This is a genomic window from Streptomyces sp. NPDC030021 (genome assembly GCF_055574035.1).
Map to the genome: position 1 here is coordinate 16,447 of NZ_JBVIAH010000011.1, position 25,422 is coordinate 41,868.

At 72.7% G+C, this 25,422-nt stretch carries 24 protein-coding genes; 8 read left to right on the forward strand and 16 right to left on the reverse strand.

What is annotated here, in order from left to right:
- Window positions 1–4 precede the first annotated feature (4 nt).
- Complete coding sequence (locus ACZ4YL_RS22040; RefSeq protein ID WP_468118628.1) at window positions 5–484, reverse strand: hypothetical protein; 480 nt, start codon at window positions 482–484, stop codon at window positions 5–7.
- A 198-nt stretch (window positions 485–682) separates the two neighbouring features.
- The gene (locus ACZ4YL_RS22045; RefSeq protein ID WP_468118630.1) at window positions 683–1,873 is read right to left on the reverse strand and encodes an acyl-CoA dehydrogenase family protein; all 1,191 of its coding nucleotides are present in this window, start codon (window positions 1,871–1,873) and stop codon (window positions 683–685) included.
- A gap of 126 nt (window positions 1,874–1,999) precedes the next feature.
- On the opposite strand from ACZ4YL_RS22045, the gene ACZ4YL_RS22050 reads away from it, so the two are divergent.
- Both ACZ4YL_RS22050 and ACZ4YL_RS22055 read left to right on the forward strand, forming a co-directional pair.
- A complete protein-coding gene (locus tag ACZ4YL_RS22050) occupies window positions 2,000–2,551 on the forward strand; it encodes a DinB family protein (RefSeq protein ID WP_468118632.1) in 552 nt (183 codons plus the stop codon).
- An 82-nt stretch (window positions 2,552–2,633) separates the two neighbouring features.
- A complete protein-coding gene (locus ACZ4YL_RS22055; protein WP_468118634.1) occupies window positions 2,634–3,320 on the forward strand; it encodes a hypothetical protein in 687 nt (228 codons plus the stop codon).
- A 179-nt stretch (window positions 3,321–3,499) separates the two neighbouring features.
- Here ACZ4YL_RS22055 and ACZ4YL_RS22060 read toward each other — a convergent pair whose 3' ends face one another.
- From ACZ4YL_RS22060 to ACZ4YL_RS22070, 3 genes are read right to left on the reverse strand one after another with little or no spacing between them, the layout of a single operon-like run.
- Window positions 3,500–4,042, reverse strand: a complete 543-nt coding sequence (locus tag ACZ4YL_RS22060; RefSeq protein WP_468118636.1) for a hypothetical protein — start codon at window positions 4,040–4,042, stop codon at window positions 3,500–3,502.
- A gap of 20 nt (window positions 4,043–4,062) precedes the next feature.
- Complete coding sequence (locus ACZ4YL_RS22065; RefSeq protein ID WP_468118638.1) at window positions 4,063–4,899, reverse strand: class II fructose-bisphosphate aldolase; 837 nt, start codon at window positions 4,897–4,899, stop codon at window positions 4,063–4,065.
- Complete coding sequence (locus ACZ4YL_RS22070) at window positions 4,896–5,798, reverse strand: SIS domain-containing protein (RefSeq protein WP_468118639.1); 903 nt, start codon at window positions 5,796–5,798, stop codon at window positions 4,896–4,898. Before ACZ4YL_RS22070 ends, ACZ4YL_RS22065 begins: the two co-directional genes overlap by 4 nt.
- A 183-nt stretch (window positions 5,799–5,981) precedes the next feature.
- Between ACZ4YL_RS22070 and ACZ4YL_RS22075 the strand changes: the two genes are divergently transcribed.
- Window positions 5,982–6,761 carry a DeoR/GlpR family DNA-binding transcription regulator gene (locus ACZ4YL_RS22075; protein WP_468118641.1) on the forward strand — a complete coding sequence of 260 codons (780 nt, stop codon included), beginning with the start codon at window positions 5,982–5,984 and terminating at the stop codon, window positions 6,759–6,761.
- 108 nt (window positions 6,762–6,869) lie between these two features.
- Here ACZ4YL_RS22075 and ACZ4YL_RS22080 read toward each other — a convergent pair whose 3' ends face one another.
- The 4 genes from ACZ4YL_RS22080 to tdh all read right to left on the reverse strand — a co-directional run bounded on the left by ACZ4YL_RS22080 (window position 6,870) and on the right by tdh (window position 12,240).
- Complete coding sequence (locus tag ACZ4YL_RS22080; RefSeq protein ID WP_468118643.1) at window positions 6,870–8,795, reverse strand: S41 family peptidase; 1,926 nt, start codon at window positions 8,793–8,795, stop codon at window positions 6,870–6,872.
- 137 nt (window positions 8,796–8,932) lie between these two features.
- On the reverse strand, window positions 8,933–9,847 hold the full coding sequence (locus ACZ4YL_RS22085; protein WP_314241728.1) for a LysR family transcriptional regulator: 915 nt from the start codon (window positions 9,845–9,847) through the stop codon (window positions 8,933–8,935).
- Window positions 9,848–9,877: 30 nt separating this feature from the next.
- Complete coding sequence (locus ACZ4YL_RS22090; protein WP_468118645.1) at window positions 9,878–11,086, reverse strand: glycine C-acetyltransferase; 1,209 nt, start codon at window positions 11,084–11,086, stop codon at window positions 9,878–9,880.
- Between the two features lie 125 nt (window positions 11,087–11,211).
- A complete protein-coding gene (gene tdh / locus ACZ4YL_RS22095) occupies window positions 11,212–12,240 on the reverse strand; it encodes an L-threonine 3-dehydrogenase (RefSeq protein ID WP_301373107.1) in 1,029 nt (342 codons plus the stop codon).
- Between the two features lie 211 nt (window positions 12,241–12,451).
- On the opposite strand from tdh, the gene ACZ4YL_RS22100 reads away from it, so the two are divergent.
- Window positions 12,452–13,360, forward strand: a complete 909-nt coding sequence (locus ACZ4YL_RS22100; RefSeq protein ID WP_468118648.1) for an alpha/beta hydrolase fold domain-containing protein — start codon at window positions 12,452–12,454, stop codon at window positions 13,358–13,360.
- Window positions 13,361–13,395: 35 nt separating this feature from the next.
- On the opposite strand, the gene ACZ4YL_RS22105 is transcribed toward ACZ4YL_RS22100, so the two are convergent.
- Window positions 13,396–14,133: a class I SAM-dependent methyltransferase gene (locus ACZ4YL_RS22105; RefSeq protein ID WP_468118649.1), complete on the reverse strand. Its 738-nt coding sequence runs from the start codon at window positions 14,131–14,133 to the stop codon at window positions 13,396–13,398.
- A gap of 280 nt (window positions 14,134–14,413) precedes the next feature.
- Here ACZ4YL_RS22105 and ACZ4YL_RS22110 point away from each other — a divergent pair, with 280 nt between their 5' ends.
- Entirely contained in the window at window positions 14,414–16,504 is a 2,091-nt protein-coding gene (locus tag ACZ4YL_RS22110; RefSeq protein ID WP_468118948.1) for a SpoIIE family protein phosphatase, read from the forward strand.
- 9 nt (window positions 16,505–16,513) lie between these two features.
- Here ACZ4YL_RS22110 and ACZ4YL_RS22115 read toward each other — a convergent pair whose 3' ends face one another.
- The 3 genes from ACZ4YL_RS22115 to ACZ4YL_RS22125 all read right to left on the reverse strand — a co-directional run bounded on the left by ACZ4YL_RS22115 (window position 16,514) and on the right by ACZ4YL_RS22125 (window position 21,654).
- A complete protein-coding gene (locus tag ACZ4YL_RS22115; protein ID WP_468118651.1) occupies window positions 16,514–18,298 on the reverse strand; it encodes a glycoside hydrolase family 15 protein in 1,785 nt (594 codons plus the stop codon).
- Between the two features lie 70 nt (window positions 18,299–18,368).
- The gene (locus tag ACZ4YL_RS22120; protein ID WP_468118653.1) at window positions 18,369–20,924 is read right to left on the reverse strand and encodes a discoidin domain-containing protein; all 2,556 of its coding nucleotides are present in this window, start codon (window positions 20,922–20,924) and stop codon (window positions 18,369–18,371) included.
- A 166-nt stretch (window positions 20,925–21,090) separates the two neighbouring features.
- The gene (locus ACZ4YL_RS22125; protein WP_468118655.1) at window positions 21,091–21,654 is read right to left on the reverse strand and encodes a DoxX family membrane protein; all 564 of its coding nucleotides are present in this window, start codon (window positions 21,652–21,654) and stop codon (window positions 21,091–21,093) included.
- A gap of 121 nt (window positions 21,655–21,775) precedes the next feature.
- On the opposite strand from ACZ4YL_RS22125, the gene ACZ4YL_RS22130 reads away from it, so the two are divergent.
- Both ACZ4YL_RS22130 and ACZ4YL_RS22135 read left to right on the forward strand, forming a co-directional pair.
- Window positions 21,776–22,240 (forward strand): MarR family winged helix-turn-helix transcriptional regulator, encoded by a 465-nt coding sequence (locus ACZ4YL_RS22130; protein ID WP_468118657.1) that lies wholly within the window; start codon window positions 21,776–21,778, stop codon window positions 22,238–22,240.
- 55 nt (window positions 22,241–22,295) lie between these two features.
- A complete protein-coding gene (locus ACZ4YL_RS22135) occupies window positions 22,296–22,589 on the forward strand; it encodes a YkvA family protein (protein ID WP_468118659.1) in 294 nt (97 codons plus the stop codon).
- A 22-nt stretch (window positions 22,590–22,611) separates the two neighbouring features.
- Here ACZ4YL_RS22135 and ACZ4YL_RS22140 read toward each other — a convergent pair whose 3' ends face one another.
- From ACZ4YL_RS22140 to ACZ4YL_RS22150, 3 genes are read right to left on the reverse strand one after another with little or no spacing between them, the layout of a single operon-like run.
- Entirely contained in the window at window positions 22,612–22,869 is a 258-nt protein-coding gene (locus ACZ4YL_RS22140) for a hypothetical protein (protein WP_468118660.1), read from the reverse strand.
- A gap of 34 nt (window positions 22,870–22,903) precedes the next feature.
- On the reverse strand, window positions 22,904–23,539 hold the full coding sequence (locus tag ACZ4YL_RS22145; protein WP_468118662.1) for an alpha-ketoglutarate-dependent dioxygenase AlkB: 636 nt from the start codon (window positions 23,537–23,539) through the stop codon (window positions 22,904–22,906).
- A 52-nt stretch (window positions 23,540–23,591) separates the two neighbouring features.
- Entirely contained in the window at window positions 23,592–24,818 is a 1,227-nt protein-coding gene (locus ACZ4YL_RS22150) for an MFS transporter (protein WP_468118664.1), read from the reverse strand.
- A 365-nt stretch (window positions 24,819–25,183) separates the two neighbouring features.
- Here ACZ4YL_RS22150 and ACZ4YL_RS22155 point away from each other — a divergent pair, with 365 nt between their 5' ends.
- Entirely contained in the window at window positions 25,184–25,411 is a 228-nt protein-coding gene (locus ACZ4YL_RS22155; protein WP_189733983.1) for a CbtB domain-containing protein, read from the forward strand.
- Window positions 25,412–25,422 lie beyond the last annotated feature (11 nt).

Here is a 25,422-nt window from a genome sequence, read left to right on the forward strand (position 1 = left end):
TCCGCTACGTTCCGGTGCCGGTCTGCCCGCGGCTGCTGTCCGAATCAAGGGCTACGACGGAGAAGCAGACGGCGGCGCCGAGGCCCAGCAGGAAGAAGACCGGGTTGACGTAGCCGGGGACGGAGGTGGTGTAGTCGCCGACGTCGTCGGTCTCGCACACGAACCGCAGCGGCACGTACTCCACCCGGTAGCCGGTGATCCCTTCCGCCCGGTGCTCCCAGCCCTGGGTACGGCAGGGCGGAAGGGGGAACGAGTTCGTCCCACCGTCCTCGGCCGACACGACCGCGCCGGTGACGTGCAGCAGGCCCCAGGCGTACACGCCCACCGCAATCGCCGCCTGGGCGAAGCCGGCGGTCCGCAGCCAGGCCGCGCTGTCGGCACGCCGCGAACCCCCGGCCCGGGCCAGCACGCCAAAGGCCCGGCCCGCGAAGACCAACGGAAGGATCAGACCCGCCGGAACGAGAACCAACAAGAAGTACGCCACTGCCCGACCCCACCATCGCAGCACGGGCGAGCACTGTGCCGGACCCCACAATTCCGGCAACAACTCCGTAACCGCTCAACAGCATCGGGTTCCGCCGTACGACGCCCCGAGAACCCCGCTGGTCCCCGGCAGCAGCCGTCCCGTAGGCGGCTCCCCGCCTGTGCTCAGGCGTGGCATGCCGGGACGCCCCTGCGTGACCTAGCGGCGGACGCGCGGCATGCCGAGGCCGATCCAGGAGATGATCTCGCGCTGGATCTCGTTGTTGCCCCCGCCGAAGGTGAAGATCACGGCGCTGCGGTAGCCGCGTTCGAGCTCGCCGTGCAGGACCGCGCCCGCCGAGCCGTCCTTGAGGGAGCCTGCCGCGCCGACGACCTCCATCAGCCAGGCGTACGCGTCCCGGCGGGCCTCAGAGCCGTACACCTTGACCGCGGAGGCGTCCTGCGGGGTGAGGGTGCCGGCCTCGACCGCGCCCACCATCTGCCAGTTGAGCAGCTTCATCGCGTCGAGCCGGGCGTGGGTGCGCGCGAGGCGGCCGCGGACCCAGGACAGGTCGATGACCCGGCGGCCGTCGGCGAGTTTCGTCGCGGCGGCCCAGCGCTGGACGTCGTGGAGGGCCCGGATGGCCATCGCGCCGTGTGCGGCGAGGGTGACGCGTTCGTGGTTGAGCTGGTTGGTGATCAGGCGCCAGCCCTTGTTCTCCTGGCCGACGCGGCGGCTCGCCGGGACGCGGATGTTCTCGTAGTAGCTGGCGGTGGTGTCGTGCGAGGCGAGGGTGTTGATGAGGGTGCAGGAGTAGCCGGGGTCCGAGGTCGGGACCAGGAGCATGGTGATGCCCTTGTGGGCGGGGGCGTCCGGGTCGGTGCGCACGGCGAGCCAGACCCAGTCGGCGGTGTCGCCGTTGGTCGTCCAGATCTTCTGCCCGTCGACGACGTAGGTGCCGGTCTCCTCGTCGCCCTCGCGCACGGCCTTGCACTTGAGCGCGGCGAGGTCGGTGCCGGCGTCGGGCTCGCTGTAGCCGATGGCGAAGTCGATCTCCCCGGTGAGGATCTTCGGCAGGAAGTACGCCTTCTGCTCGTCGGTGCCGAACTGCATGATGGTCGGCCCGACCGTGTTGAGCGCCATCAGGGGCAGCGGTACGACGGCCTGCGCGGCCTCGTCGAAGAAGATGAACTGGTCCATCGGGGTCATCCCGCGGCCGCCGTACTCCTTGGGCCAGCCGACCCCGAGCCAGCCGTCGGCGCCGAGCCGGCGGATGGTGTCCCGGTAGAAGCGCTTCTGGGCGGCCGGGTCCTCGTAGCGGGCGTAGACGTCCTGCGGCACGAGCTCGGCGAAGTAGGCGCGCAGCTCGGTGCGCAACTGCTGCTGCTCAGGCGTGTATTCGAGGTGCACGGCCCCTCCGGGGGTCTCGCGGTCCAGCCGGTCGCTGTGGTGGCGGCGGTCAGAGTAGAACCTGTTACAAGAATTCGGAAGGACCCGGGTGCCGGCCGTTGGGGACCGGCATTGATAATCGCGAGCATGACGAGCCCACGCAGCAGAGCGGAATTCTTCGTCGAGCCCGAGCGGGACGGCCGCTTCAGCGGCCCCGCGACCGGTGACGAGCGGCGGATGCTGGTCGCCTTCCTGGCGGACCACCGCGCCACCCTGGAACTCAAGTGCGCAGGCCTCGGAGCGGAGTTGGCGCGCCGCTCGGTGGAACCGTCCACGCTCTCCCTGCTCGGCCTGGTCCGGCACCTGGCCGAGGTGGAGCGCCGCTGGTTCCGGCAGGTCCTGGCGGGCCACGACGCGCCGCCCCTGTTCTCCTCGGCGGAGGACCCCGACGGGGACTTCGACGGAGCCCTGTCCGATCCCGCGGCCGTCGAAGCGGCCTGGGCGGCGTGGCGAGCCGAAGTGGCCTTCGCCCAAAGCTTCGTGGCCGAAGCGCCCGATCTGGACGTCGAGGCCGTCGACGCGTGGCGCGGGAAGGTGTCGCTGCGCTGGGTACTGATCCACATGGTCGAGGAGTACGCGCGGCACAACGGGCACGCCGACCTCCTGCGCGAGCGGATCGACGGGGCCATAGGCATCTGAGAGCGCCCGGCCGCCGCCGGCTCGCCCCCAACTCACCTGAAACACGGGTGCGGTTCGGCGGCCTGCCGCACAATGGACGGATATGGACATCGACGCATGGCGCCGTGAGGACCCCGAGTTCACGCGGGCGGTGACGCAGATCCACGAGCCGGGCGCCCTCCCCACCGACCCCGGGATCCCGGCCCGGCACGCGTACTGGGAGCTGCTTCCGGGGGACGTACGGGCCCGGCTGCTGGAGAAGGCCGGCCGGTGCCTGACCTGGTGGGCCGGGCCGGATGCCGACGGGCGCCCCGCCGCGCTGGTGGTGGGGGACCGCGGGCTATGCCGGGTCGGCCAGGTGCTGCGGGACGGGGTGGCGGAGTTCCGCGGGCAGCGCGCCCGGGTGGAGCCGGGCTCGCTGCACAGCCGGTCCTTCGACGGGCGGCCCGCGCCGGACGGGCGGGCCACCGCCCCGGGCCTGCCGGGGGCTCCGGTGCTGCGCCTGGAACTGGGCCCGGAGGCCCAGGGGGTACTCGGCCATTTCCCGCTCCCCGTACAGGACTTCCTGCAGCGGCCCTTCCTCACCAGGGAGGCCCGTGTCACCGCCGACTGGTACTACGACGAGACCGTCGAGCCCGAGCGGACCACCTGGTTCGTCGCCCTCGTCCTGTCCACCGAGCGGGCCCTGACGCTCGCCGAGGGCACCCGGACCCTGGACCGGGGCGCCCGCCCGGACCAGGCCCGGTGGCACGGGATCCAGTACCACCAGGCCCGCCTCACACCGCGCTGACGCCCGTCCCCGCCGGGCCCGGCCGGAGAACTCGTGGGGGTACGGGATCCACGTACTCCGTCGTACGGCACGGCACGTCCGCCGTACGACGAAAAACACCGTGCGCGGCGCACCTTCAACGGCGCCGCGGGCGTTCTCCCACTGAGTGGGACGTCCGCCGCCCGCTCCCCGCCCGATTGTCAGGTGAAGGAGTACAGGACGTCGAAGTGGACGAGGTCGCGGGCCGTGTCGAAGAGGTACCGGCCCGAGGGCGGGATCCCGTCCGAGGCCTGGCCGTCGGCGCCCTGGCCGTTCGCGTACGCGTCGAACCCGGGGCTGTGCTGCCAGGCCGCGGCGGCGGGCAGGTGCTGCTTCAGCGCGGCGGGCAGGTCGGACGGCGCGCCGGTGGCGGCGAAGGCGTGGTCGGCCTTGCCGGTGATCGCGGCCGCGCCGCCGGCCGGCAGGTGTGCCACACCGACCACACGGATCCGGGAGTCGGGGCCCGGGATGCTGCGGTCGTCACCCGCGTCGTCGATGTCGTAGCCCAGCCAGTGCGCGTCGGTCAGCTCGCCCAGGAACGGCCCGAGCCGCTTGTTCAGCGGCTCCAGGTCGGTACGGACCTCGGGACGGCGCGGCGGCTGCGGCCACAGAAGGTAGGTCATGCCCGCGCCCACCGTCAGCAGCGGGAGGCCGGCGATCAGCAGGAACCGGCGGCGATTCGTACGTCCCCGCTGTATGTCCATGATCGCCGCCCCGTCGCCCGTCAGTTCAGGGCGCCGATCATAGCTGTCGCCGTCGCCGTCATCGCCGCACGGGCCGCCGTCAGGTACGGCCGGGGGTCCGCCGGGGTCAGGTGGGTACGGATGGCCCCGGTCATCGCCACGTTGAGGGCGGTGCCGATGTTGACCTTGCGGATGCCGCCCGCGACGGCCGCCGCGAGCTCGGCGTCCGGCAGCCCCGAGGAGCCGTGCAGGACGAGCGGTACGTCCACGGTCTTGGCCAGCCGGGCCAGCAGCACATGGTCCAGGGCCGCGGTCCGGCTGGTCATCGCGTGGCTGCTGCCGATGGCGACGGCGAGGGCGTCGACCCCGGAGTCGGCGACGAACCGCCGGGCCTCGTCGGGGTCGGTACGGGCGCCGGGCGCGTGCGGGTCGAGCGGCGCGGCGCCGTTCTTGCCGCCGACCTCGCCCAGCTCGGCCTCGATCCACAGGCCGTTGGCGTGCGCCCAGTCGGCCGCGGACCGGGTGGCCTCCAGGTTCTCGGCGTACGGGAGTTGCGCGGCGTCGAACATCACCGAGCTGTATCCGGCGTCGCAGGCCTGCCGGAGCAGCTCGGGGCTCTTGACGTGGTCGAGGTGCAGGCCGACGGGGACCCCGGCTGCCTCCGCGCACGCGCCGGCGGCCCGGGAGATGGGCAGCAGCTGCCCGCCGCGGAACTTCACGGCGTTCTCGCTCAGTTGGAGGATGACGGGCAGGCCGGCCGCCTCGGCCCCGGCCACGACGGCTTCGGCGTGCTCCAGGGTGATGATGTTGAAGGCGGCCACGGCCCGGCCGGCCGCGGCCGCCTCCAGGACCAGGTCGCCGGCCCGGACGAGGCTCATCGGACCGCCTCCTCGCCGGTGGTGAGGATCACCGAGCGCGTGAGGTTGCGCGGCGCGTCCGGATCCAGCTGCCGGTGGGCGGCGACGGCGAGGGCGAGGCGGTGTACGCGGACCAGTTCGGCGAGCGGGTCGAGCCGGCCGGGCACCCACTGGGAGCCGGTGGCGCGTACCTGTTCGGCGAGCCCGTCGGGGGCCTCGTCGAGCGACCAGGTCACGGTGCCGGGCCCGGAGACGCTGATGGGCCCGTGCCGGTACTCCATCGCCGGGTAGGACTCGGCCCAGGACAGCGAGGCCTCGCGCATCTTCAGTGCGGCCTCGTGGGCGAGTCCGACGCTCCAGCCGCGGCCGAGGAAGGTGAACTGGCCCAGGCCGGCGATGTCGGCGGGCAGCGGCTCGACGAGGGCCGTGCGGGCGTCGGCGACCACGGAGGGGGTGTGCCGCCCGACGTGGGCGCGCAGCAGGGTGAGGGCGGTGGTCGCGAACCTGGTCTGCACGACGGACTGTTCGTCGGCGAAGTCGAGGACGACCAGCTCGTCCGCGGCGGTCATCACCGGGGTGGCCGGATCGCCGACGACCGCGGTCGTGGGCACGCCCGCGTCCCGCAGCCCGGCCAGCAGGTCCAGTACCTCGGTGGTGGTGCCGGACCGGGTCAGGGCGACGACCCGGTCGTAGCGCCGGTGGCGCGGGAACTCGGAGGCGGGGAAGGCGTCGGTCTCGCCCTGTCCGGACTCCTCGCGCAGCACGGCGGCCGCCTGGGCCATGTAGTACGAGGTCCCGCACCCGACGATCGCGGTACGCTCCCCCGGCTGCGGGAGCACCGCCCGCCGGGCCGGGGCCAGTTCGGCGGCCCGCTCCCAGCATGCGGGCTGCGTGCCCAACTCGTACGCGACGTGACTCATACAGGCTCCCTCGTGCGGCAGGCGGGTCTGGATGCGTGGAGTGTTGTGCGTTTTCCTGCAAGGTAGCTCGCACTTTCGCGCAACTTCAAGCAACCACGGGGTGATCTGCTGAGTTAGTGTCGCCGGGTAGCCCGACTGCGGTCACGGGGTCGGGCACGGGACGAGCACGGGAGGGGGCGGCCGATGACCCGCAAGGAGCGCTGGCAGGCACTGCTGGACCTGCTGGTGGAACGGGGCGAGCTGGAGGTGGAACCGGCGGCCGAGACCCTCGGGGTGTCCGCCGCGACCATCCGCCGCGACCTCGACCAGCTCGCCGAGCAGCAGCTGCTGGTCCGTACGCGCGGCGGGGCGGTGCTGCACGGGGTCTCGTACGAACTCCCGCTGCGCTACCGGACGTCACGCCGCGCCGCCGAGAAGCACCGGATCAGCGAGGCGGTGGCGGCCCTGATCACCCCGGGCGAGGTGATCGGCCTGACGGGCGGCACCACGACCACGGAGGTGGCGCGGGCCCTCGCCGGGCGTCCGGACCTGGCCCAGGGCTCGCCGGCGCTCACCGTGGTGACCAACGCCCTCAACATCGCGGGCGAGCTGGTGATCCGGCCGCAGTTCAAGATCGTACTGACCGGCGGGGTGGCCCGCCCCCAGTCGTACGAACTGACGGGCCCGCTCGCCGAGCAGGTCCTCGGGCAGCTCGCGGTGGACACGGCGGTGCTCGGCGTGGACGGCTTCGACCCGCAGGACGGCGCGGCGACCCGGCACGAGGACGAGGCCTCGATCAACCGCCTGCTGTGCGAACGCGCCCGCCGGGTGGTCGTCGCGGCCGACTCCAGCAAACTGGGCGTTCGCGCCTTCGCCCGTATCTGCGCGACCTCGTCGGTGGACGTCCTGGTGACGGACACGGGACTGGCCCCGGCGGTGGCCCGGGCCTTCACCGCGGCGGGGGTCGACGTGGTCACGGTGTGAGCAACGGAAGGGCGGGCGGGGCGGGTGCCGGGCCGGTCCGGCCACCATCCGCCCCCATCTGCCCCGACCGCCCCACCGGCCCCCACCGGCCCCCACCCGCCTCTGCGTCTACAGCGACATGGTGCGGCTGGCGACGAGCTCGCCCACGGCGTAGCCCTCGACCCGCATCGACCGGGCGGCCGTGGCACCCGTCACCGTGACCTCGGCCTGGCCGTCGGGGACGTCCACGGAGGCGCCGGGGCGCCGGTCGAGGTAGACGTCGACGCGGTCGATGTTGGTGGTCGTCAGTTCGAGGCGGAGCGACCCGTCGGCGCGCGCGACGTTGGCGATGTTCAGCTCCCGCACGGGCTGGGCCGCGAGCAGTTCACCGGCTTTCGCCAGGAGGTCGGCGTTGCCTTCCAGCAGATCCCGGCGGGTCATCCGGTGGCGCACGTCCGGTACGACGCCCAGGTCCTCCAGGGGTGTGCCGGACCGGTCACCGACCCGCAGGGACCGGCGGATCGACACGCGCATGCCCGCTCCGTTGGGGAGCGGCCGGTAGGGCGAGGCGGCGAGCGGGAAGTCCCGCAGGAAGTCGCCCTGTTCCCAGACGTTGGCACCGCCGGCCCCGGTGTTGTCCTCGGTGCCGAGCACGATCCCGATCCGGTGGTCCTGGAAGCCGGCGGCGAACATGTCGGTGGCGGAGTAGCACCGGGCGTTGGTGATGAGCACGACCGGGCCGAAGTACTTCTGGCCGACCTCGTTGGCCAGGCCCTCCGGGGTGAGGGGCAGGGCGGCGGAGAAGGTGGCCCCGGTCTCGACCGCCTGCTCCATCGACGGCACCCACGGGTCCAGGTCGCCACTGCTGCGGCAGATCAGCAGGTTGAGCGGGGTGTTGATGAACTGGAACGATTCCGGAGTGATATGACGTGGCGTCAGTGTCTGGAGGGTGCGCTCCGACGCCAGGACCGAGCCGCCGCCGTTGTCCCGCACGTCGACGATCAGGCCGTTCTGCGGAAGGGTGCCGATGAGCCGGACGAACTCCGTGACGAAGGGGCCGGATCTTTCGACCATGAAGGTGTGGATGCGGATGTGGCCGAAGGTCCCCGACGGGGTCTCGACGGAACGGGCCGTGAACACCTCCGGCATCGTGCTCGCGACCTCACCCGCCGCGGACCGGGGAGACTCCCCTGCGGCCACCGCCTGCTGCTGCTCGATGACGTGGGGGACGTAGAGCATGACCTTGGCCCGGCTGATCTCCTCGGAGTCGTAGTCCACTCCCAGGGCCAGCGACTCTTCACCGTCGGGGCCTGCCTGCTCCCCGAAGAGGTCCACGATCTGCCAGAGCACCCGCAGTTCGTGCGGGGCACCGTCGGTGCCGACGTAGCTGACGGTCACCCACTCCTCGAACGGGGGCAGGTGGGCGGAGAGCGAACGCACCGTCAGCGACTCGATGCCCCGGCTGCGGCGCGCCGCCACGTTGCCGCCGGCGAACCGGCCGGCGTTGAGCTCGACGGCCTGCTCGATGGGGACGCCGCTCCAGTGGGTGACCTCGGCCCCCGGCTCGAAACCGGGCGCGGAGAAGCCCTGCATGACGAGGGTGACCAGGAAGCGCGGCTCCGGTCCGTCGGTGGTCTCCTCGACCAGGAAGGGCAGGAAGGCGATCTTCTTCGCGAACGGCTCGGGCAGCTGGTAGTTGGTGTGCAGGTCCCGCACCGAGTTGAACACCTTCGACATCTCCGAGTGGAAGATCCACTCGGGCGGCATGGTGGCCGGCGTCTGCTGTTCCAGCTGCCGGCGGATCAGGCGCAGCCGCTGTACGGGGTTGACCGCGTGCATCGCGATCTTCAGTGGCAGGTGTACGTAGTTCTGCTCCAGCAGCACCAGCGCCTGGTCGACGAGGAGCTTGCGCTGCTCCAGGGTGAGGGTGCCCGCACCCTTCAGGAAGGTGGCGAGCCGGGTGGCGGCTGCCAGGTGCTCGCGGACCACTTCTGCCGTGTGCTTGAGGTAGTCGGGAGTGGTGTCGGCGGTGTCGGCGGCGGTGGCGCGGCCCATGATGCCTCCGTGGTCGGGGTGGGGCTGCTACGGCTCGGGGCACAGTCTTCGACCGCAGCGGCCGCCCTCATAGAGCGCGCGCCGGACTTCACCCGTACAGGCGCGTGGCGAAACCATTCACCCTGGCGCCGGCTCCTTCAGTGGGCCGGAAGCCGCTCCGACTCGCGGACCAGGGCGGCCAGGACGGGGGCGATCAGCGGGTGGGTCTCGGCCCCGCGGCGGGTGGCCGCGAAGACCCGGCGGGTGGCGGCCGGCCCGGTGACCGGGCGGACCTGGACCTCCTTGAGGTCCATGCCGCGCAGGGCCGAGCGCGGGACGAGGGCCACTCCGGCCCCCGCGCCCACCAGCGCCGTCACGGCGCGGAAGTCGTCCGAGGAGTGCACGAGCCGGGGCTGGAAGCCCGCCAGTTCGCAGGCGAGCAGCGTCACGTCGTGGCACGGGTTGCCGGGGTACTGGCCCACCCAGTCCGAGTCCGCGAGGTCGGCCAGCGACACCGCGGGCAGGTCGGCCAGCGGATGCCCCGAGGGCAGGACCGCGTCGAAGGGTTCCGCGTACAGCGGGAGGACGGACAGCCGCGCGTCGTCGGCGCCCGGGCCGCCCCGGTACTCGACGGCCAGCGCGAGGTCCGCCTCGCCGTCCAGCAGCAGCGGCAGGCTCTGGTCGCCCTCCGCGTCGCGGACCCGCAGCCGGATGCCCGGCTGTTCCAGCGCGAGCCGGGCGATGGCCGGGGCCAGTACTTCCGCGATGCCCGTGGCGAAGGCGGCGACGGTGACCTCGCCCGCCGAACCGCCCGCGTACGCCGCGAGTTCCGCCTCCGCCCGCTCCAGCTGCGCGAGCACCTCGTGTGCGTGGCCGAGCAGGATCTCACCGGCCGCCGTGAGCCGTACGCCCCGACCGCTGCGGGTGAGCAGCGCGTGGCCGGTCTCCTGCTCCAGTGCCGCGAGCTGCTGGGAGACGGCGGAGGGGGTGAGGTACAGGGCTGCGGCCGCGGCGGTCACCGTACGGTGGTCCGCCACGGCCCGCAGGATGCGCAGCCGGCGGGGGTCGATCACCCCACCATTGTCTCAGGGTGCAGAGACCCCTCAGGCCCCAGCGCCCTCAAGGGCAGCACGGGCGTCGATGAAGGCGGCCACCGCGCGCTCGACGTCGGCCGTCGAGTGGGCCGCGGAGAGCTGGACGCGGATGCGCGCCGCGCCCATCGGCACCACCGGGTAGGAGAAGCCGATCACGTACACGCCGCGCTCCAGGAGCAGCTCCGCCATCCTGGCCGCCTCGGCCGCGTCACCGATCATGACGGGGGCGATGGCGTGGTCGCCGGGCAGGACCTCGAAGCCGGCCTCGGTCATCTTCGTACGGAAGAGCGCGGTGTTGGCGGCGAGGTGTTCGCGCAGGTCACCGGCCGACTCCAGCAGGTCGAGGACCTTGAGGGAGGCTGCCGCGATGACCGGGGCGAGGGAGTTGGAGAAGAGGTACGGGCGCGAGCGCTGGCGCAGCAGCTCCACGATCTCGGCACGGGCCGCGACGTAGCCGCCGGAAGCGCCGCCGAGGGCCTTGCCGAGGGTGCCGGTGATGATGTCGACGCGGTCCATGACGCCGTGCAGCTCGGGGGTGCCGCGTCCGCCGGGGCCGACGAAGCCGACGGCGTGCGAGTCGTCGACCATGACCATGGCGTCGTAGCGGTCGGCCAGGTCGCAGATCTCCGCGAGCGGGGCGACGTAGCCGTCCATGGAGAAGACGCCGTCGGTGACGATGAGCTTGCGGCGGGCGCCGCCCTCGGTGGCTTCCTTCAGGCGGGCTTCGAGCTCGGCCAGGTCGCGGTTGGCGTAGCGGAAGCGGCGGGCCTTGGAGAGGCGGATGCCGTCGATGATCGAGGCGTGGTTGAGGGCGTCGGAGATGACCGCGTCCTCGGCGCCGAGCAGGGTCTCGAAGACGCCGCCGTTGGCGTCGAAGCAGGAGGAGTAGAGGATCGTGTCCTCCTGGCCGAGGAAGGCCGAGAGCCGCGCCTCCAGCTCCTTGTGCACCTCCTGGGTGCCGCAGATGAAGCGGACGGAGGCCATTCCGTAGCCCCAGCGGTCCAGCGCGTCCTTCGCGGCGGCGACGACCTCGGGGTGGTCGGCCAGCCCCAGGTAGTTGTTGGCGCAGAAGTTGAGCACCTCGCCGGCGGCGCCGCCCGAGGTGACGGAGACGGCCGCGTTCTGCGGGGTGCCGATGACGCGCTCGGGCTTGTGCAGGCCGGCGGCGCGGATCTCGTCGAGGGTGGAGCGCAGGTCCTCGCGGACGGTCTCGAACATGGTGCGGTTCTCCTTGTGCGGCGGAGGGCGACGAGGGAGGGGGCCGGGCCCCGCGGAGGGGGGAGGGTGTGCGGGGCCCGGCCCGGAGGGAGGTGGTTCGGTGGGGTGGCGGGAGGGGCGGTCCCCTACGCCGTCCAGTCCAGGATGATCTTGCCGCTGCGGGCGGTCGAGGCCTCGTCGAAGGCGGCCTCGAAGTCGCGGTGCGAGTAGCGGCCGGTGATGACCGGGCTCAGGTCGAGCCCGCCCTCCAGCAGCACGGTCATCGCGTACCAGGTCTCGAACATCTCACGGCCGTAGATGCCCTTGATCGTGATCATCGAGGTGACCACCTTCGCCCAGTTCACCGGGAACTCCTGCGCGGGCAGGCCCAGCATGGCGATCCGGCCGCCGTGCGTCATGTTGTCGATCATGTCGCGCATGGCCTCGGCGCGGCCGGACATCTCCAGGCCGATGTCGAAGCCCTCGCGGAGGCCGAGCTTGGTCTGCGCCTCGGCGATGGAGGACTCGGCGACGTTGACGGCGAGGGTGGCGCCCGCCTTGCGGGCGATCTCCAGGCGCTCGGGGCTGACGTCGGTGATGACCACGCTGCGCGCGCCGGCGTGCTTGGCCACGGCCGCCGCCATGATCCCGATCGGGCCGGCGCCGGTGATCAGTACGTCCTCGCCGACCAGCGGGAAGGACAGCGCCGTGTGCACGGCGTTGCCGAAGGGGTCGAAGATCGCGGCGACGTCCAGGTCCACGGCGGTGCGGTGCACCCACACGTTCTGGGCGGGCAGGACCACGTACTCGGCGAAGGCGCCGTCGCGGCCGACCCCGAGCCCGATCGTGCTGCGGCACAGGTGGCGGCGGCCGGCCAGGCAGTTGCGGCACTTGCCGCACACCAGGTGGCCCTCGCCGCTGACCAGCGCGCCGACCTCGATGTCCTGGACGTCCGCGCCGAGCGCCGCGACCTCGCCGACGAACTCGTGGCCGAGGACGAGGGGGGTCTTGACCGCGCCCTGCGCCCAGCCGTCCCAGGCGCGGATGTGCAGGTCGGTTCCGCAGATGCCGGTGCGCAGCACCTTGATCAGCACGTCGCCGGGGCCGTATTCGGGCTCGGGGACGTCCATGAGCCACAGGCCGGGTTCTGCCTTGTGCTTGACGAGTGCCTTCATGGGGTGGCTCCAGGCATGCGGAAGGGTACGCCGCGGGCGGATGGGCCCGAACGGCGGCGGTGACGTGCACCAATCTGCCGATCGGCGCGGTGATCAGTCCATCGAGACTTTCTTAAACGGGTCGACAGCGCAGCTTCACGCCTATGCTCCTCCCGTGACGGGGAAGGGGCTCGCGCTGGGGACGGCGCGGGAAAAAGGGGAGGTGAGGGGCGTGCCGAGTCTGCGCAGCAGGGCGCTGTCGGTGGCGCTGATCGCGGCGGGACGGCGAAGACGGTACGCGAGCGCGGAGGCCGTCCGGAGCCGGGTGGCCGAGTCCGCCCGCCGGCCCGCTTCCCATCTGCCGCCGCGGTCGCTGGGGCGGGTCGCCGACATCTCGCGGACCTTCGTCGGCGCCTGGCCGGTGTACGACGTCTCCCCGCTCGGGGCGGAGCCCGCGGCCCATGTGCTGTACGTGCACGGCGGCGGCTACATCGACGAGCTGGTCCGCCCGCACTGGGCGCTGATCCGGACCCTGGTCACGCAGGCGCGGGCGCGGGTGGTCGTACCCGCGTACATCCTCGCTCCGCGCGGTACCGCCGACCGGACCGTCCCGGTCGCCGCCGACCTGCTGAGCGGTCTGATCGCGAGCGGCGGCTCCGGCGGGACGGTACTGATCGGGGACTCCGCCGGGGCCGGCCTGGCGCTGGCGGCAGCCCAGCGGCTGCGCGACCGCACCGGGGACCAGCCGTCCCGGATCGTGCTGATCTCGCCCTGGCTGGACGTGACCATGAGCCATCCGGACCAGGCGGCCATCGAGGCGGCCGATCCGATGCTGGCCCGCCCGGGGCTGCTGGAGGCGGGGCGGCTGTACGCCGGAACCCTGGACGCCGAGGACCCCAGGGTGAGCCCGCTGCACGGCGGCTTCGCCGGGCTGGCGCCGATGGCGGTGTTCACCGGGACCCGGGACGTGCTGACCACGGACAGCCGGGAGCTGCTGCGCCGGGCCCGCGCGGACGGGGCCGAGGTGGAGTTCCACGAGGCGGCGGGGCTGCCGCACGGGTACCCGCTGCTGCCCGTGCCGGAGGGGCGCGCGGCGCGCGAGCGGATCGTCGAGCTGATCAGGTCGACGGCGGAGCTGTGAGGGCACGGCGTTGACGGCGGATCGCTGACGGCCGCCTACGCCGTGCAGGTCATCAGGGAGCTGATCGGCCAGGCGCGGTACGCCGTCCAGTACTCCTCGTCGCGTACGGCGTCGGCGGGCGGGGTCCGGTTCGGCTGCCAGCCGACGGTGACGAAACCCGCTTCGACGGCGGCCTCGGCGAGGTCGGCGTGGGCCCATTCGCGGAATTCGAAGGGCACGGGCGGCTCGGTCAGGAAATGCGCCTTGAGCAGCGGCGCGTCGCCGTCCGGGACCCGGTCGAGGATGCGCACCCCGTACGGCGACCAGTCCACGCGCGGGAACGCCCCCGCGTTGGGGACGATGGCGAGCAGCCGCCCGCCCGCCCGGAGATTGGCTCGGACGGACCGGAACATCGCGTGCAGGGACCTGCGGTCGGGCGCGTAGCTGAAGACGTACGCGGCGGTCGCGAGGTCGAAGGGGCCCAGGTCCGGCAGGCCGGCGGCGTCGGCGACGTGGTACTCGACGTCCGGTCGGTCCTTGGTCGCCTCGTGCGCGCGGGCCAGCCGGATCATCTCCTCCGAGACGTCGACGCCGACGGTCCGCCGGGCCCCGCCGCGGGCCAGCAGCCGGGTGTTGTATCCGTATCCGCAGGCCAGGTCGAGGGCGTCGAGCCCGCGCACCCCGCCGAGGGCGTCGAGGGCTCCGTGCAGGGTGTAGGTGTCGGCCGCGGAGAAGGCCGCCGTGCTCGTGGACTCCGCGTAGCGCTCGCCGATGGTGTCGTACTGGAACCGCATGCTCTGCCTTCCGGGGCCTGCCGGGGGTGGGACGCCTGCGTATCGTGCCCCGCGGCGCCGTCCGGGGGGTGGTCCGCACACCCGGGCGTCCCCCGGACGAGGGAAGCGGTCCGGCCTATCGGCCGGGGCACGGCCGCGACCAGCCGGGATGCAGGCGGCGCCGCCGAAGGCGCATCCTGGCTGTGTGATGGCGAGAGCGGACAGCGTCGGCGCCGCCCCTGACACCACGGATGCCCCTGATGCGACGGCCCAGGTGCTCGCACGGGCCGCCGTGAACGCGATGGAGGCCGTCGGTGGGTACGCGGCCGGCGTCTACCTGCGCTCGCCCACCACCGGACTGCTCCTGATGGCCGTGTTCACCGGCCTGCCGCTGCAGCTGTTCCGGCCCTGGTGGCGGATGCAGGTGAACCGCCCGTACCCGATCGCCGAGGCCTACCGCTCCGGGCAGGCCGTGCACCTGCCCGACGCGGAGTCGGCGATGAGCCGCTTCCCGCAGATGATGGCCGGGCTGCCGTTCCCCTTCGGCTCGCTGTACCAGCCGGTGACCGCCGGGACGGAACGGTTCGGCGTGCTGGTGGTGCTGCGCGAGGCGACCCCGGGGATCCCGGTCGGGACCGCGGACCGCGAACGGATGCGACGGGCCGCGGAGCAGCTGGCCGCCGACCTCACCGCGCTCGCGGCGGCCGGGGCGCGGGTGCTGTGGGAGGGCGACCCGGTGGGCGTGCCGGCGCCACCGCCCGAGGCCGGGGCCGAGGGCGCCCGCAGGGCCGCGAACCGGCTCGCGCAGGCGGTGCTCTCCCTGGACCGGGAGGGCCGGATCGGCTACGTGAACACCGCGGCGAAGGAGCTGCTCGGCCTCGACGGGCCCCATCTGCAGGGAAGGCTGCTGTGGGAGGCGCTGCCGTGGCTCGGGCATCCCGCCTACGAGGACCACTTCCGGGCCGGCTTCATGTCCGGCGAGCCGGTGCACTTCCCCGCCCGGCGCGGCCGGCACGCGCCGGGGCAGTGGCTGTCGGTGGACCTGTACCCGGCGGCCGACGGCGTGACCCTGACGCTGGGCACCTCCGCGAAACCGTCCTACGCGCGCGAGTCACGGGCCCGGCGGGACCCGGACGCCGGCGTGGACGCGTACGCGGACCTCGACGCGTCCGCCGACGAGGCCTCGGCGCTGTACCGGCCGGTGGCCCTCGCCATCGCGCTGACGGAGGCGGTCACGGCCCGGCAGGTGTCGGCGGTGGTCACCGAGGAGCTGCTGCCGGCCTTCGGCGGCCGCCAGCTGGCGATCTACCTGCTGGACGAACGGCATCTGCACCTGGCCTGGGAGACCGGTTTCCCGCAGGGCTTCCTCAACCGGTTCGACGGGGTCTCCCTCGATGTCCGGCTGCCGGGTGTGGAGACCCTGACCACGGGCCGGCCGCTGTTCTTCGAGTCGATGCAGCACCTGGCCGCCGCCTATCCGGGCATTCCGCTGGACGCCGATGTCGGCGCCCGCGCCTTCCTGCCGCTGATCGCCTCCGGCCGGCCGGTCGGCTCGTGCATCCTCGGCTTCGACTCGCCCCGAGGCTTCAGCGCGGAGGAGCGTACGGTGCTCACGGCGCTGGCCGGTCTGATCGCGCAGGCGCTCGCGCGGGCCCGGCGCTACGACAGCGAGGTGGAGCTCGCCCGCGGTCTGCAGTCGGCCCTGCTGCCGCACCGGCTGCCGGTGCGCGAGCACGTGGACACCGTCGGCCGCTACCTCCCCGGCACCCTGGGCATGGACGTCGGCGGCGACTGGTACGACGTCGTCGAGACGGGCGCCGGCCTGCTGGCCCTGGTCATCGGGGACGTCCAGGGCCACGGTGTGGCGGCCGCGGCGACCATGGGCCAGCTGCGCAGCGCGGTACGGGCGTTCGCGCTCAGCGGCAGCACTCCGGAGCAGGTGGTGAGCGGCACCAACCAGCTGCTCATCGACCTGGATCCGGGCCAGTTCGCGAGCTGCTGCTACATGCTGCTCGACCCGGCGTCGGGCTCCGTGACGGCCGCCCGGGCCGGGCACCCGCAGCCGCTGCTGCGCCATCCGGACGGCCGGACCGAGGTGCTGGACCTGGCGGGCGGGGTGGTGCTCGGCATCGACCCGGAGGCCTCGTACCCGCTCACGGAGCTGCGGCTGACGACGGGCTCGGTCCTCGCCCTGTACACGGACGGGCTGGTGGAGAAGCCGGGCCTCGACATCGACGTGGGGGTGGAGCGGCTGCGGAAGGCCCTGGAGGCGGCCCGGCCGTCCCCGCTGACCGAGACCGCCGACCGGCTGATCAGCGAGGCGGGCAACACCGCCGACCGGCCGGACGACATCGCGCTGCTGCTGGCCTCCCGTACCGGCGGGGACCCGTAGGGCGTGCGCTCAGGCGGGGCTCGCCAGGGTGAGCGCGGTGTTCACCAGGCCGACGTGGCTGAACGCCTGCGGGAAGTTGCCGAGTTGGCGTCCGGCGAGGGGGTCGTATTCCTCCGCGAGCAGGCCCACGTCGTTGCGTACGGACAGCAGCCGCTCGAACAGGGCGCGGGCCTCCTCCCGCCGGCCCGTCATGTGGAGGGCGTCGGTCAGCCAGAACGAGCAGGCCAGGAAGGCCCCTTCGTCCCCGGGCAGCCCGTCGACGGTGGAGCCCGCGGTGCTGTAGCGGCGGACCAGTCCGCTGCTGCCGAGTTCGGCGCGCACGGCGTCGACCGTGCCGACGACCCGCGGGTCGTCGGGCGGCAGGAATCCGACCCTGGGGATGAGCAGGGTCGCCGCGTCCAGTTCGGCGGAGCCGTAGTACTGGGTGAAGGTGCCCCGCTCGGGGTCGTAGCCGTTGGCGCACACGTCGCGGTGCACCTCGTCGCGCATGGTGCGCCAGCGCTCCACGTCGCCGTCCAGAGAGGGGTCGCTCTCCAGGGTGCGCACGGCCCGGTCGGCCGCGACCCATGCCATCACCTTGGAGTGCACGAAGTGGCGGCGGGGGCCGCGGACCTCCCACAGGCCCTCGTCGGGCCGGTGCCAGTTGCGTTCGAGGAAGTCGAGCAGCGCGAGCTGGATCCGCCAGGCGTGGCGTTCGGAGGGCAGGCCGGCGGACCGGGCCAGGTAGAGGGAGTCGATGACCTCCCCGTACACGTCCAGCTGGAGCTGGTCGACGGCGGCGTTCCCGACGCGGACCGGGGCGGAGGAGGCGTAGCCGCGCAGCCAGGGCAGTTCGCTCTCGGGGATCCGCCGCTCGCCGGCGATCCCGTACATGATCTGGAGGTCGGCGGGGTCGCCGGCGACCGCGCGCAGCAGCCACTCGCGCCAGGCGCGGGCTTCGTCGAGGAAGCCGGTGGACAGGAGCGAGCCGAGGGTGAGGGTGGAGTCCCGGAGCCAGCAGTAGCGGTAGTCCCAGTTGCGGACGCCGCCGAGCTCTTCGGGGAGGGAGGTGGTGGCCGCGGCGGCGATGCCTCCGGTCGGGGCGTAGGTGAGGGCCTTGAGGGTGATCAGGGAGCGGGTGACCGCCTCCTGGTAGGGGCCCTCGTAGCGGCATTGCGCGGTCCATTCCCGCCAGTCGGCGAGGCTCTGCTCCAGTGCGCCGAAGGGGTCGCAGGGGTCGGGGCGCGGCCGGTGCGAGGGGTGCCAGGTCAGGACGAAGGCGACGCGCCGGCCGGCGGTGACCGGGAACTGGGAGCAGGTGCTGTTCGCCTCGCCCCAGGTGCGGACCGGGGGTTCGCTGCGGAACCAGGCGGAGTCGGGCCCGGCGATGGCGACCCGGTCGCCGTCGCTGCGGCGCACCCAGGGCACGACGTGGCCGTAGTCGAAGCGCAGGCGCAGGGTGCTGCGCATCCTGACCGTGCCGCTGATGCCCTCGACGATGCGGATGACGTCGGGGGCGACCTCGCGCTGGGGCATGAAGTCGGTGACCTTGACGGTTCCGGTTTCGGTCTCCCAGTACGATTCCAGGATCAGGGAGCCGTCGACGTAGGCGCGGCGGGTGCAGGGCTCGCCGACGGCGGCGTCGAGGGGCGCGATGCGCCAGTGACCGTTCTCCTCCTCGCCGAGGAGTTTGGCGAAGCAGGCCGCCGAGTCGAAGCGCGGCAGGCACAGCCAGTCGATGGACCCGTCACGGCCGACCAGTGCGCTGGTCATCAGGTCGCCGATGAGTGCGTAGTCTTCGATGGCTTGTGTCATTTGTGCGCTATTCCCCTGAATGTCCGGGGCCAATCAGCTCAGGCCCCGGACATCGCTCATGGGGTCGGGGTCAGGAGATCGTGACGAACTGACCGATGCTCGGTACGCCCTGGGCGTCGAGGGCGAAGAGCATGTAGGTCCCCGGCAGGACCACACCGGTGTCGGCGGGTATCGACACCGTGTACGTGCCGCCTCCCGCCGCGGTGGACACCACGGGGACCCGACGCTGGTCGTTGTCGGTGGAGTGGGTCGCGGCGGCGGCCCGCATCAGGACGAAGGACGCCACCGAACCCTGGGTGCTCACCGTGAGCGAGGAGCCGGGGGCCGCCCTGGGGGGCACGCCCGCGGTGATGGCGGGACGCGGCTTCGGGGTTCCGTCCGCGTTGAGCAGGTACGGCGGGGTGAAGATCGCCCCGTCTGCGTGGTTGGTCGCGCAGTCGCCGCACAGACCGCCGCCGCCGGAGAAGATCCGTCCGTCGGGCAGCAGGTTGGCCACGCTGTGGTAGTTGCGCGGAACGGCCATGGTGGCGAGCGGGGTGAAGGCGCCGGTCGCCGGGTCCCACAGTTCGGGGGTCAGGACGGAGGTGGCGTCACTGAAGGGCACCGGATAGGCCTGACCGCCGAAGACGGCCACCTTGCCGTCGGGCAGGACCACGCTGTTGCTGAAGGCGCGGGCATGCTCCATGTCTCCCGTGCGGGCGGCCTGGACCTGGCTGCCCGAGATGCCCACGGTGTAGGCGCGCCGGGTGGCCGGGGTGTCCTGGTAGGCGGGCGAGCCGCCCAGGGTGAGCAGTTTGCCGATGTCGTAGGCGACGGCGTTGCCCGTCATGGCGTCCTGGCTGTCGGCCCGGGTGCCGGCGGCGGTGATGCCGCCCTGCCCGCTGGTGGAGATCCAGTTCATCTGCTTGCTCGGGCCCAGTTGCAGGACCTTGCCGCCCGAAGTGGCGTGCAGCCACATGTGGTTGTCGGCGCGGTAGGGTCCGGCCGGGTCGGCCGTGAGCGCCGGGGCGGCGGGGACGCCGGGCAGGCTGCGCCAGGTTCGGGTGTCCGGGGACCAGACCTCTCCGGCCTTGTCGGTGCCCGTGGATCCGCTCCAGGATCCGCCGAGGACGAAGGCCTCGCCGGTGGAGAGCAGGGTCATGGCCTGGTAGCCGCGGGCGATGTTCATGCTCGTGGTGGCGGACCAGTTGTCGGTGGCCGGGTCGTAGATGCTCGCCTTCTCCGCGTTGCTGCCCCCGGTGACCAGCACCCGGCCGTCGGCGAGCATGGCTATGCCGGGACAGAACATGTCGTGTCCGGTGTTGTCGATGCGGCGCTGGGTGACCTTGCCCGTCTTCAGGTCCAGGATCGCGGTCTGCGTGTAGCCGTTGCTGCCGCCGAAGCGGTCGACGGCGTACGCGGACCAGGCCAGCAGCTTGTCGCCGGGCAGGGCGGCGGTGGCCACCGGCACCAGCGGGAAGCCGGTGATCCGGCCCCAGGAGCCGTGGACTGCCGGACTGGACGGACCGCTCAGGCGGATCTCACCGGCGGAGGTCCACGGTCCGCGGCCGCCGGCCTCGCTGGTCGCGGTCAGCCGGACGAAGCGGGCGGATGCGGCGCGGGTGAAGGTGGCGGTCTTGACGGTGTCGTCGTCCCGCCAGGTGCCGGAGGCCACCGGTGTGCCGAAGGTGACGCCGTCGGTGCTGGTGGCGACGGAGTACGCACCCACACGCCCGTTGGGCCCGGTCGAGCGGGGATGGTAGACGAGGGCGGAGACGACCTCGGTGCGGTGCATGTCGATGGTGATGCTGTGGGGCAGCGGGGTGGGAGTGGGGGCGTACTTGCTGTGCCAGAGGGTGTCGTCCTTGCCGTCGAGGACGTTGGCCGCGCGGCCGTTCTCGGCGCCGGTCTCCTCGTCGCTCGCCGTGGCCGTCCATCCGGCGCGGGACAGGTCGATGGTGGCCGCCGGGGTGCCGGGGTCGCCCAGCAGGTCGATCTCGGCGGCGGAGGACCAGGGTCCGCGGCCGCCCGCCTCGCTGAGCGCTGTGAGCCGGACGAACCGGGCGCCCTGGGGGGCGAATCCGAGGGTCTTGGGGCTGACGTCGTCCGCGAGCGTGCCGGTGGCGACCGGGGTCGCCCAGTTCAGTCCGTCGCTGCTGAGGCTGATGCTGTACTCACCGACGCGCCCGTTGGGCCCGTCGGTACGGGGACGGTAGACGAGGGCGGAGACGACCGCCGTGCGGTGCATGTCGACGGTGATGCTGTGCGGCAGCGGGGTGGGGGTGGGAGCGTACTTGCTGTGCCAGATGGTGGCGGTGTTCCCGTCGAGGACGTTGGCCGCGCGGCCGTTCTCGGCGCCGGTCTCCTGATCGCTCGCCGTGGCCGTCCATCCGGTCCGGTCGAGGATCGGAGCCGTCGGCTCCATCGCGTTCGCGGGGACGATGCCGTGGTGCGGCGACTGTTTCGCCGTCTGCTGGTCGAAGGGCACGGGCGCGGGACGGGGCGCCGGTGCGCGGCCGGCCGCTGCGGTGCTCGTGACCACGAACCACGGGGTCAGACCGATCAGCAGGGAGCCGAGGCCGAGAGCGATGAGCAGGTGGGAACGGCGTATCGCACGGTGAAAGGCGAGGAAGCGCCTGGACTGCAATCTGACCTCCTGGGGCGAACTGATGTGCCCCGTAGAACATAGGTGAGCACAGCAATAACTCACCTGAAGTCAAGGAGAGTTGGCGCAAACCGTATGGCCGGTCGGAATACGCCGACGCCGGGCGGGCCGTAGCGGCCCACCCGGCGTCCACCGGTCTGTCGTCGTTCTAGTTGCGTACGAGGAGCAGGACGGCGGCGAGGACCACGCCGAGGGTGACGGCGAGGGCGCCGTGCGCGAGGCGGTGGCTCCGCAGGACGGGCAGGAAGCGGTCGGCGGCGTACCGTCCGGGGCCGGTGAGGGCGAGGGCCGCGGCGCCCGCGGCCAGCAGCAGCTCGTACTCGATGCCCTTCGGGGCGAAGAAGGCGCCGGCGCCGTGGACGGCGATCGCGTTGATCAGGGTGCCGACGACGGCGGCCCCGGCGAGCGGGGTGAGCAGTCCGAGGGCGAGGCCGAGCCCGCCGAGGGTCTCGGTGAGGCCGGCGAGGACCGCCATGGCATCGCCCGCGGGGTAGCCGCTGGCGGTGAAGAACTGGCCGGTGCCGCTGATGCCGCCGCCCCCGAACCAGCCGAAGAGCTTCTGCGAGCCGTGCGCCGCCATGGTCAGGCCGAGGACCAGGCGCAGGAGGAGCAGGCCGGTGTCGTGACCCGGGGTGGAGAGGGCGGAGGGCTCGGGGCGTGCGGCCGGTGCGGCGGCCTGCGGCTTCGTCGCGGTGACGGAGGGGCTGGTCATCGGGGGGGTCCTTCCGGTCGGGCGGCCCGGTGGGGAGGCAGGAGAGTTGTTCAAATTCGAACCGCTAGGCCCCGACCCTAACCATTGATTCAAATTGGAACAACCCGTGTAGGCTGGAGCCATGGCTGAACCGAGATGGCTGGACGACCGCGAGATGCGCGCCTGGAGCGGGTTCCTCGCCGCATCGGCCCTGGTGAACCGCCGTCTCGACCAACAGCTCAAGGACGAGGCCGGGCTCTCGCACCCCCAGTACGAGATCCTCGTACGGCTCGCCGCGGCGCCCGGGCGCGAGCTGCGGATGACCGAGCTCGCCAACGGGCTGATCAACTCCAAGAGCGGGCTGACCTACCAGGTCACCCAGATGGAGAAGGCCGGCCTGGTCCGCCGCCGCAGCTGCCCCTCCGACGTGCGCGGCGTCTTCGCCGTCCTCACCGACGCCGGCAGCGCCAAGCTGGAGGAGGCGGCCCCCGGGCACGTGGCGACGGTCCGGGAGATCCTCGTCGACGTCCTCACCGCCGAGCAGCTCGACGCCCTCGCCGAAGGGCTGGGCGAGGTCGGCCGCAGGCTGCGCGGAGAGGGCGCCTGAATGCATCCGGCCGCCCGCGGGGTATCGCGGCCCGATATCGGGGTATAGGGCCGCCATGGACGGAAAGGTCTGGCTCGCCCTGGGCACGCTCGTCGCGGTGGGGCTCGCGATCACCGCGGCCGTGCTGCTCGTACGGGTCTTCGCGGCCCGGCGGCTGCTGGTCGACGCCGGGATCCCGCTGCACGACAAGGCCCTGTTCTGGGCCGCGGTGATCTACACCGTCTCACCCTTGGACCTGATTCCGGACCCGGTGTACCTGGACGACATCGGGATCCTGCTGCTGGCGCTGCGCTCGCTGCACGCGGCGGCCGGGGCCGTCCGCTCCCCGAAGGAGCCCGGCGCCGCCTGAGCCGTCGGATCAGACGTGCCGGTCAGACGTGCCGGTCAGACGTGCTGGTCGAAGAGGACCGGATTCCCGTCCGGGTCGACGACGGGGAAGCTGCCCGGGCCCGGGCCGGGCCCGAGCCCGACTCGTCGGCCTCCGCCAGGAACTCCACGCCCCGCCCCTTCAGCTGCCGCCGCGTGTCCCGGATGCCGGTGAACGAGTCGAGCGCGTTCGCACTGCCGTCCCAGCCCGGATCGAAGGTCGGCATGTTCTTCTCGAACATGCCGACGAACAGCCCGATCACGACGTCGCTGTTCTTCAGGATCGGCCGGTTCGGGTCAGCGGACGCCGTGGGGCCGGAACTGGATGCTGATGCGAGGGCCGACGGCCCGCGCCGACTTGGGTACGGCGTGCTCCATGGTCCGCTGGCAGGAGCCGCCCATGACCACGAGGTCGCCGTGCCCCAGGGGCAGCCGCAGCAGGGTGGCACCACCGTCGCGGGGGCGGAAGGCGAGATCGCGCGGGTCGCCGACGGAGACGATGGCCACCATGGTGTCCTCGGTCCGGGAGCGGCCGGTCCGGTCGCCGTGCCAGGCGACGCTGTCACGGCCGTCGCGGTACAGGCACAGGCCCGCGGTGGTGAAGGGCTCGCCGAGCTCGGCGGCATAGTGGCCGGTCAGCGCCTCGCGGGCCTCCGTGAGCGACGCGTGGGGCAGGGGCTCGTCCGCGGCGTAGAAGGCGAGCAGCCGGGGCACGTCCACCTCCCGCTCGTACATCTGCCGCCGCTCGGCGTGCCAGGGCACGTCGGCGGCCAGCCGCTCGAAGAGCGCGTCGGCGCCGCTCAGCCAGCCGGGCAGGTGATCGACCCAGGCCCCCGCCCCGAGGTCGGTCCGCCGCATGCCGCCGAGGGGCCCGAGCCGGATCTCGTCGCCCTGGTCGAAGAGGGAACCCTGAAGGCCCTGGACTGCGTGCATGGATCCAGCCTAACCCCGATAACCGAACACATGCTCGAATAACGCGCCGCGACTAGGCCGTCTCTTCCGGCCCCGTACGGCGCGACGGCCGGCACAGCAGGGTGACGGCCACGGAGGCCCCGGCGACGACGGCGATCGCGGTGCCCGGGGCGACGTACTGCGCCAGGCCCCCGGCCATGGCGGCGCCGATGCCCTGCCAGGTCATCCGGCCGGCCGACTCGACCCCTTGGACCTGGCCGCGGACGGCCTCGGGGGTCTGTTCGAGGAGCTGCTCCTGGAGGGGCAGGGTGGCCGCGAACCCGGCACCGGCGAGGAACACCGCCACGGTCGCGACCGGGAGGGGCGGGTGGACGGCGAACAGCAGGAAGGGGGCGGCGAGCAGCAGCCGCAGGGCGAAGGCGAGGCGGCGTCGCCGGTCGGCGGTGAGCAGTCGGCCGACGGTCAGGTCCCCGAGGAGCATGCCCGCCGAAGCGGCGGCGAGGAACGTGCCCGCCCGGCCCGGGTCGTAGGACAGGAACAGGGCCTCGCAGCCGACGATCAGCCCGTTGGGGACCCACAGGTTCAGCAGCAGCGTCCGGCGGCCGGGGTGGGCGAACAGCTCGGCGTTCGCCGTCCAGGTCCGGCGCAGCCCGGGCCGGCGGGTGAGCCGGATCGAGTGTTCCCGGACGGTGGCGGCCACCACGGCCGCCCCGAGGGCGGTCAGGGCCGCGGCGACGACGAAGACCCCGTACGGGCTCAGGTGGCGCTGCAGTACGGCGCCGACTGCGTAGCCGGTGATCACCGTGCCGCCCGAGGTGATGTTCATCAGCGAACGGGCGGGCGCGTAGGCGGAGCTGGGCACGACCTCGGCGAGCAGCCCCAGCCGGGTGCCGGTGCCGAGGGACTGGAAGAAGCCCAGCGTCAGCAGCAGGGCGAACCGGGCCGCGAGCGGCAGCCCCGGGACCGCCTGGGCTGCGACGCCCACCAGCGAGACGAGTTGGAGCAGGAGGAGGGTCCGGCGGGGCCGCTTCCCGTCCGCGACGGACATCAGCGTCAGCGCGCCGAGCACCGTCGCGAACGTGGCGCCGTACATGCTCACGGCCGTCAGGAACGGGGAACCGGTCCGGTGGTTGACCAGTGTGCCGAGCGCGAAGCCGGACAGAGTGCTCGCGGCGACGGTGAGGGTGAAGCTGAGGTACAGGCCGCTGAACTCCTTGTTGCGGAGCAGGGCTCGGTAGCCGGTGGTGGCGGCGGCGGTCGGAGGCAGGGCAGGGCTGGTGGTGGACCGGTGTGAAGGCATGAAAAAAGCCTCCGGACACATGCACGGGGCACGCACGCCGAAGGCCAACGCGGTCATTCTAGCAGTCTGCAGGTCCAGTTGATGGACACTTCGGGTCCCGCGGGACCCGGCGGACCCGCATTACCGCAGCGTAGGCGTGTGATCAGGGACTCACGGTCTTGGCCGCAGGCGCTGCGCACGGTACCGTCACGGCGACATTTCCACATAGCGACGACGGCGAGACGGAAGCCCGGTGTGAATCCGGCATGGTCGCGCCACTGTGTGCTGCGGCGGCATCTCCACGATGGCGTCGCGGCGAGTCAGACCCGAGGACCGTCGTCCTGCACCACCGTATGGGACGCGTTGTTCCCCGAGGAGGTTCCATCATGGCCGAGGCTCTCGCTTCCGCTGCCGTATCCACCCCCGCCGGCTCCCTGTCGGCTCCGCTGCCTGTGCGCGCGGTGCTGCCCTGGGCGCTCTTCGTCGGTCTCCTGATGCTCGTCGCCCTGTACTTCGTCGGCGCCGAACAGGGCGCCACGGCCGTGTTCGCCGGCGAGGGCGTGCACGAGTGGGTGCACGACGGTCGTCATCTGCTCGGCTTCCCCTGCCACTGAGAGGCCACGCA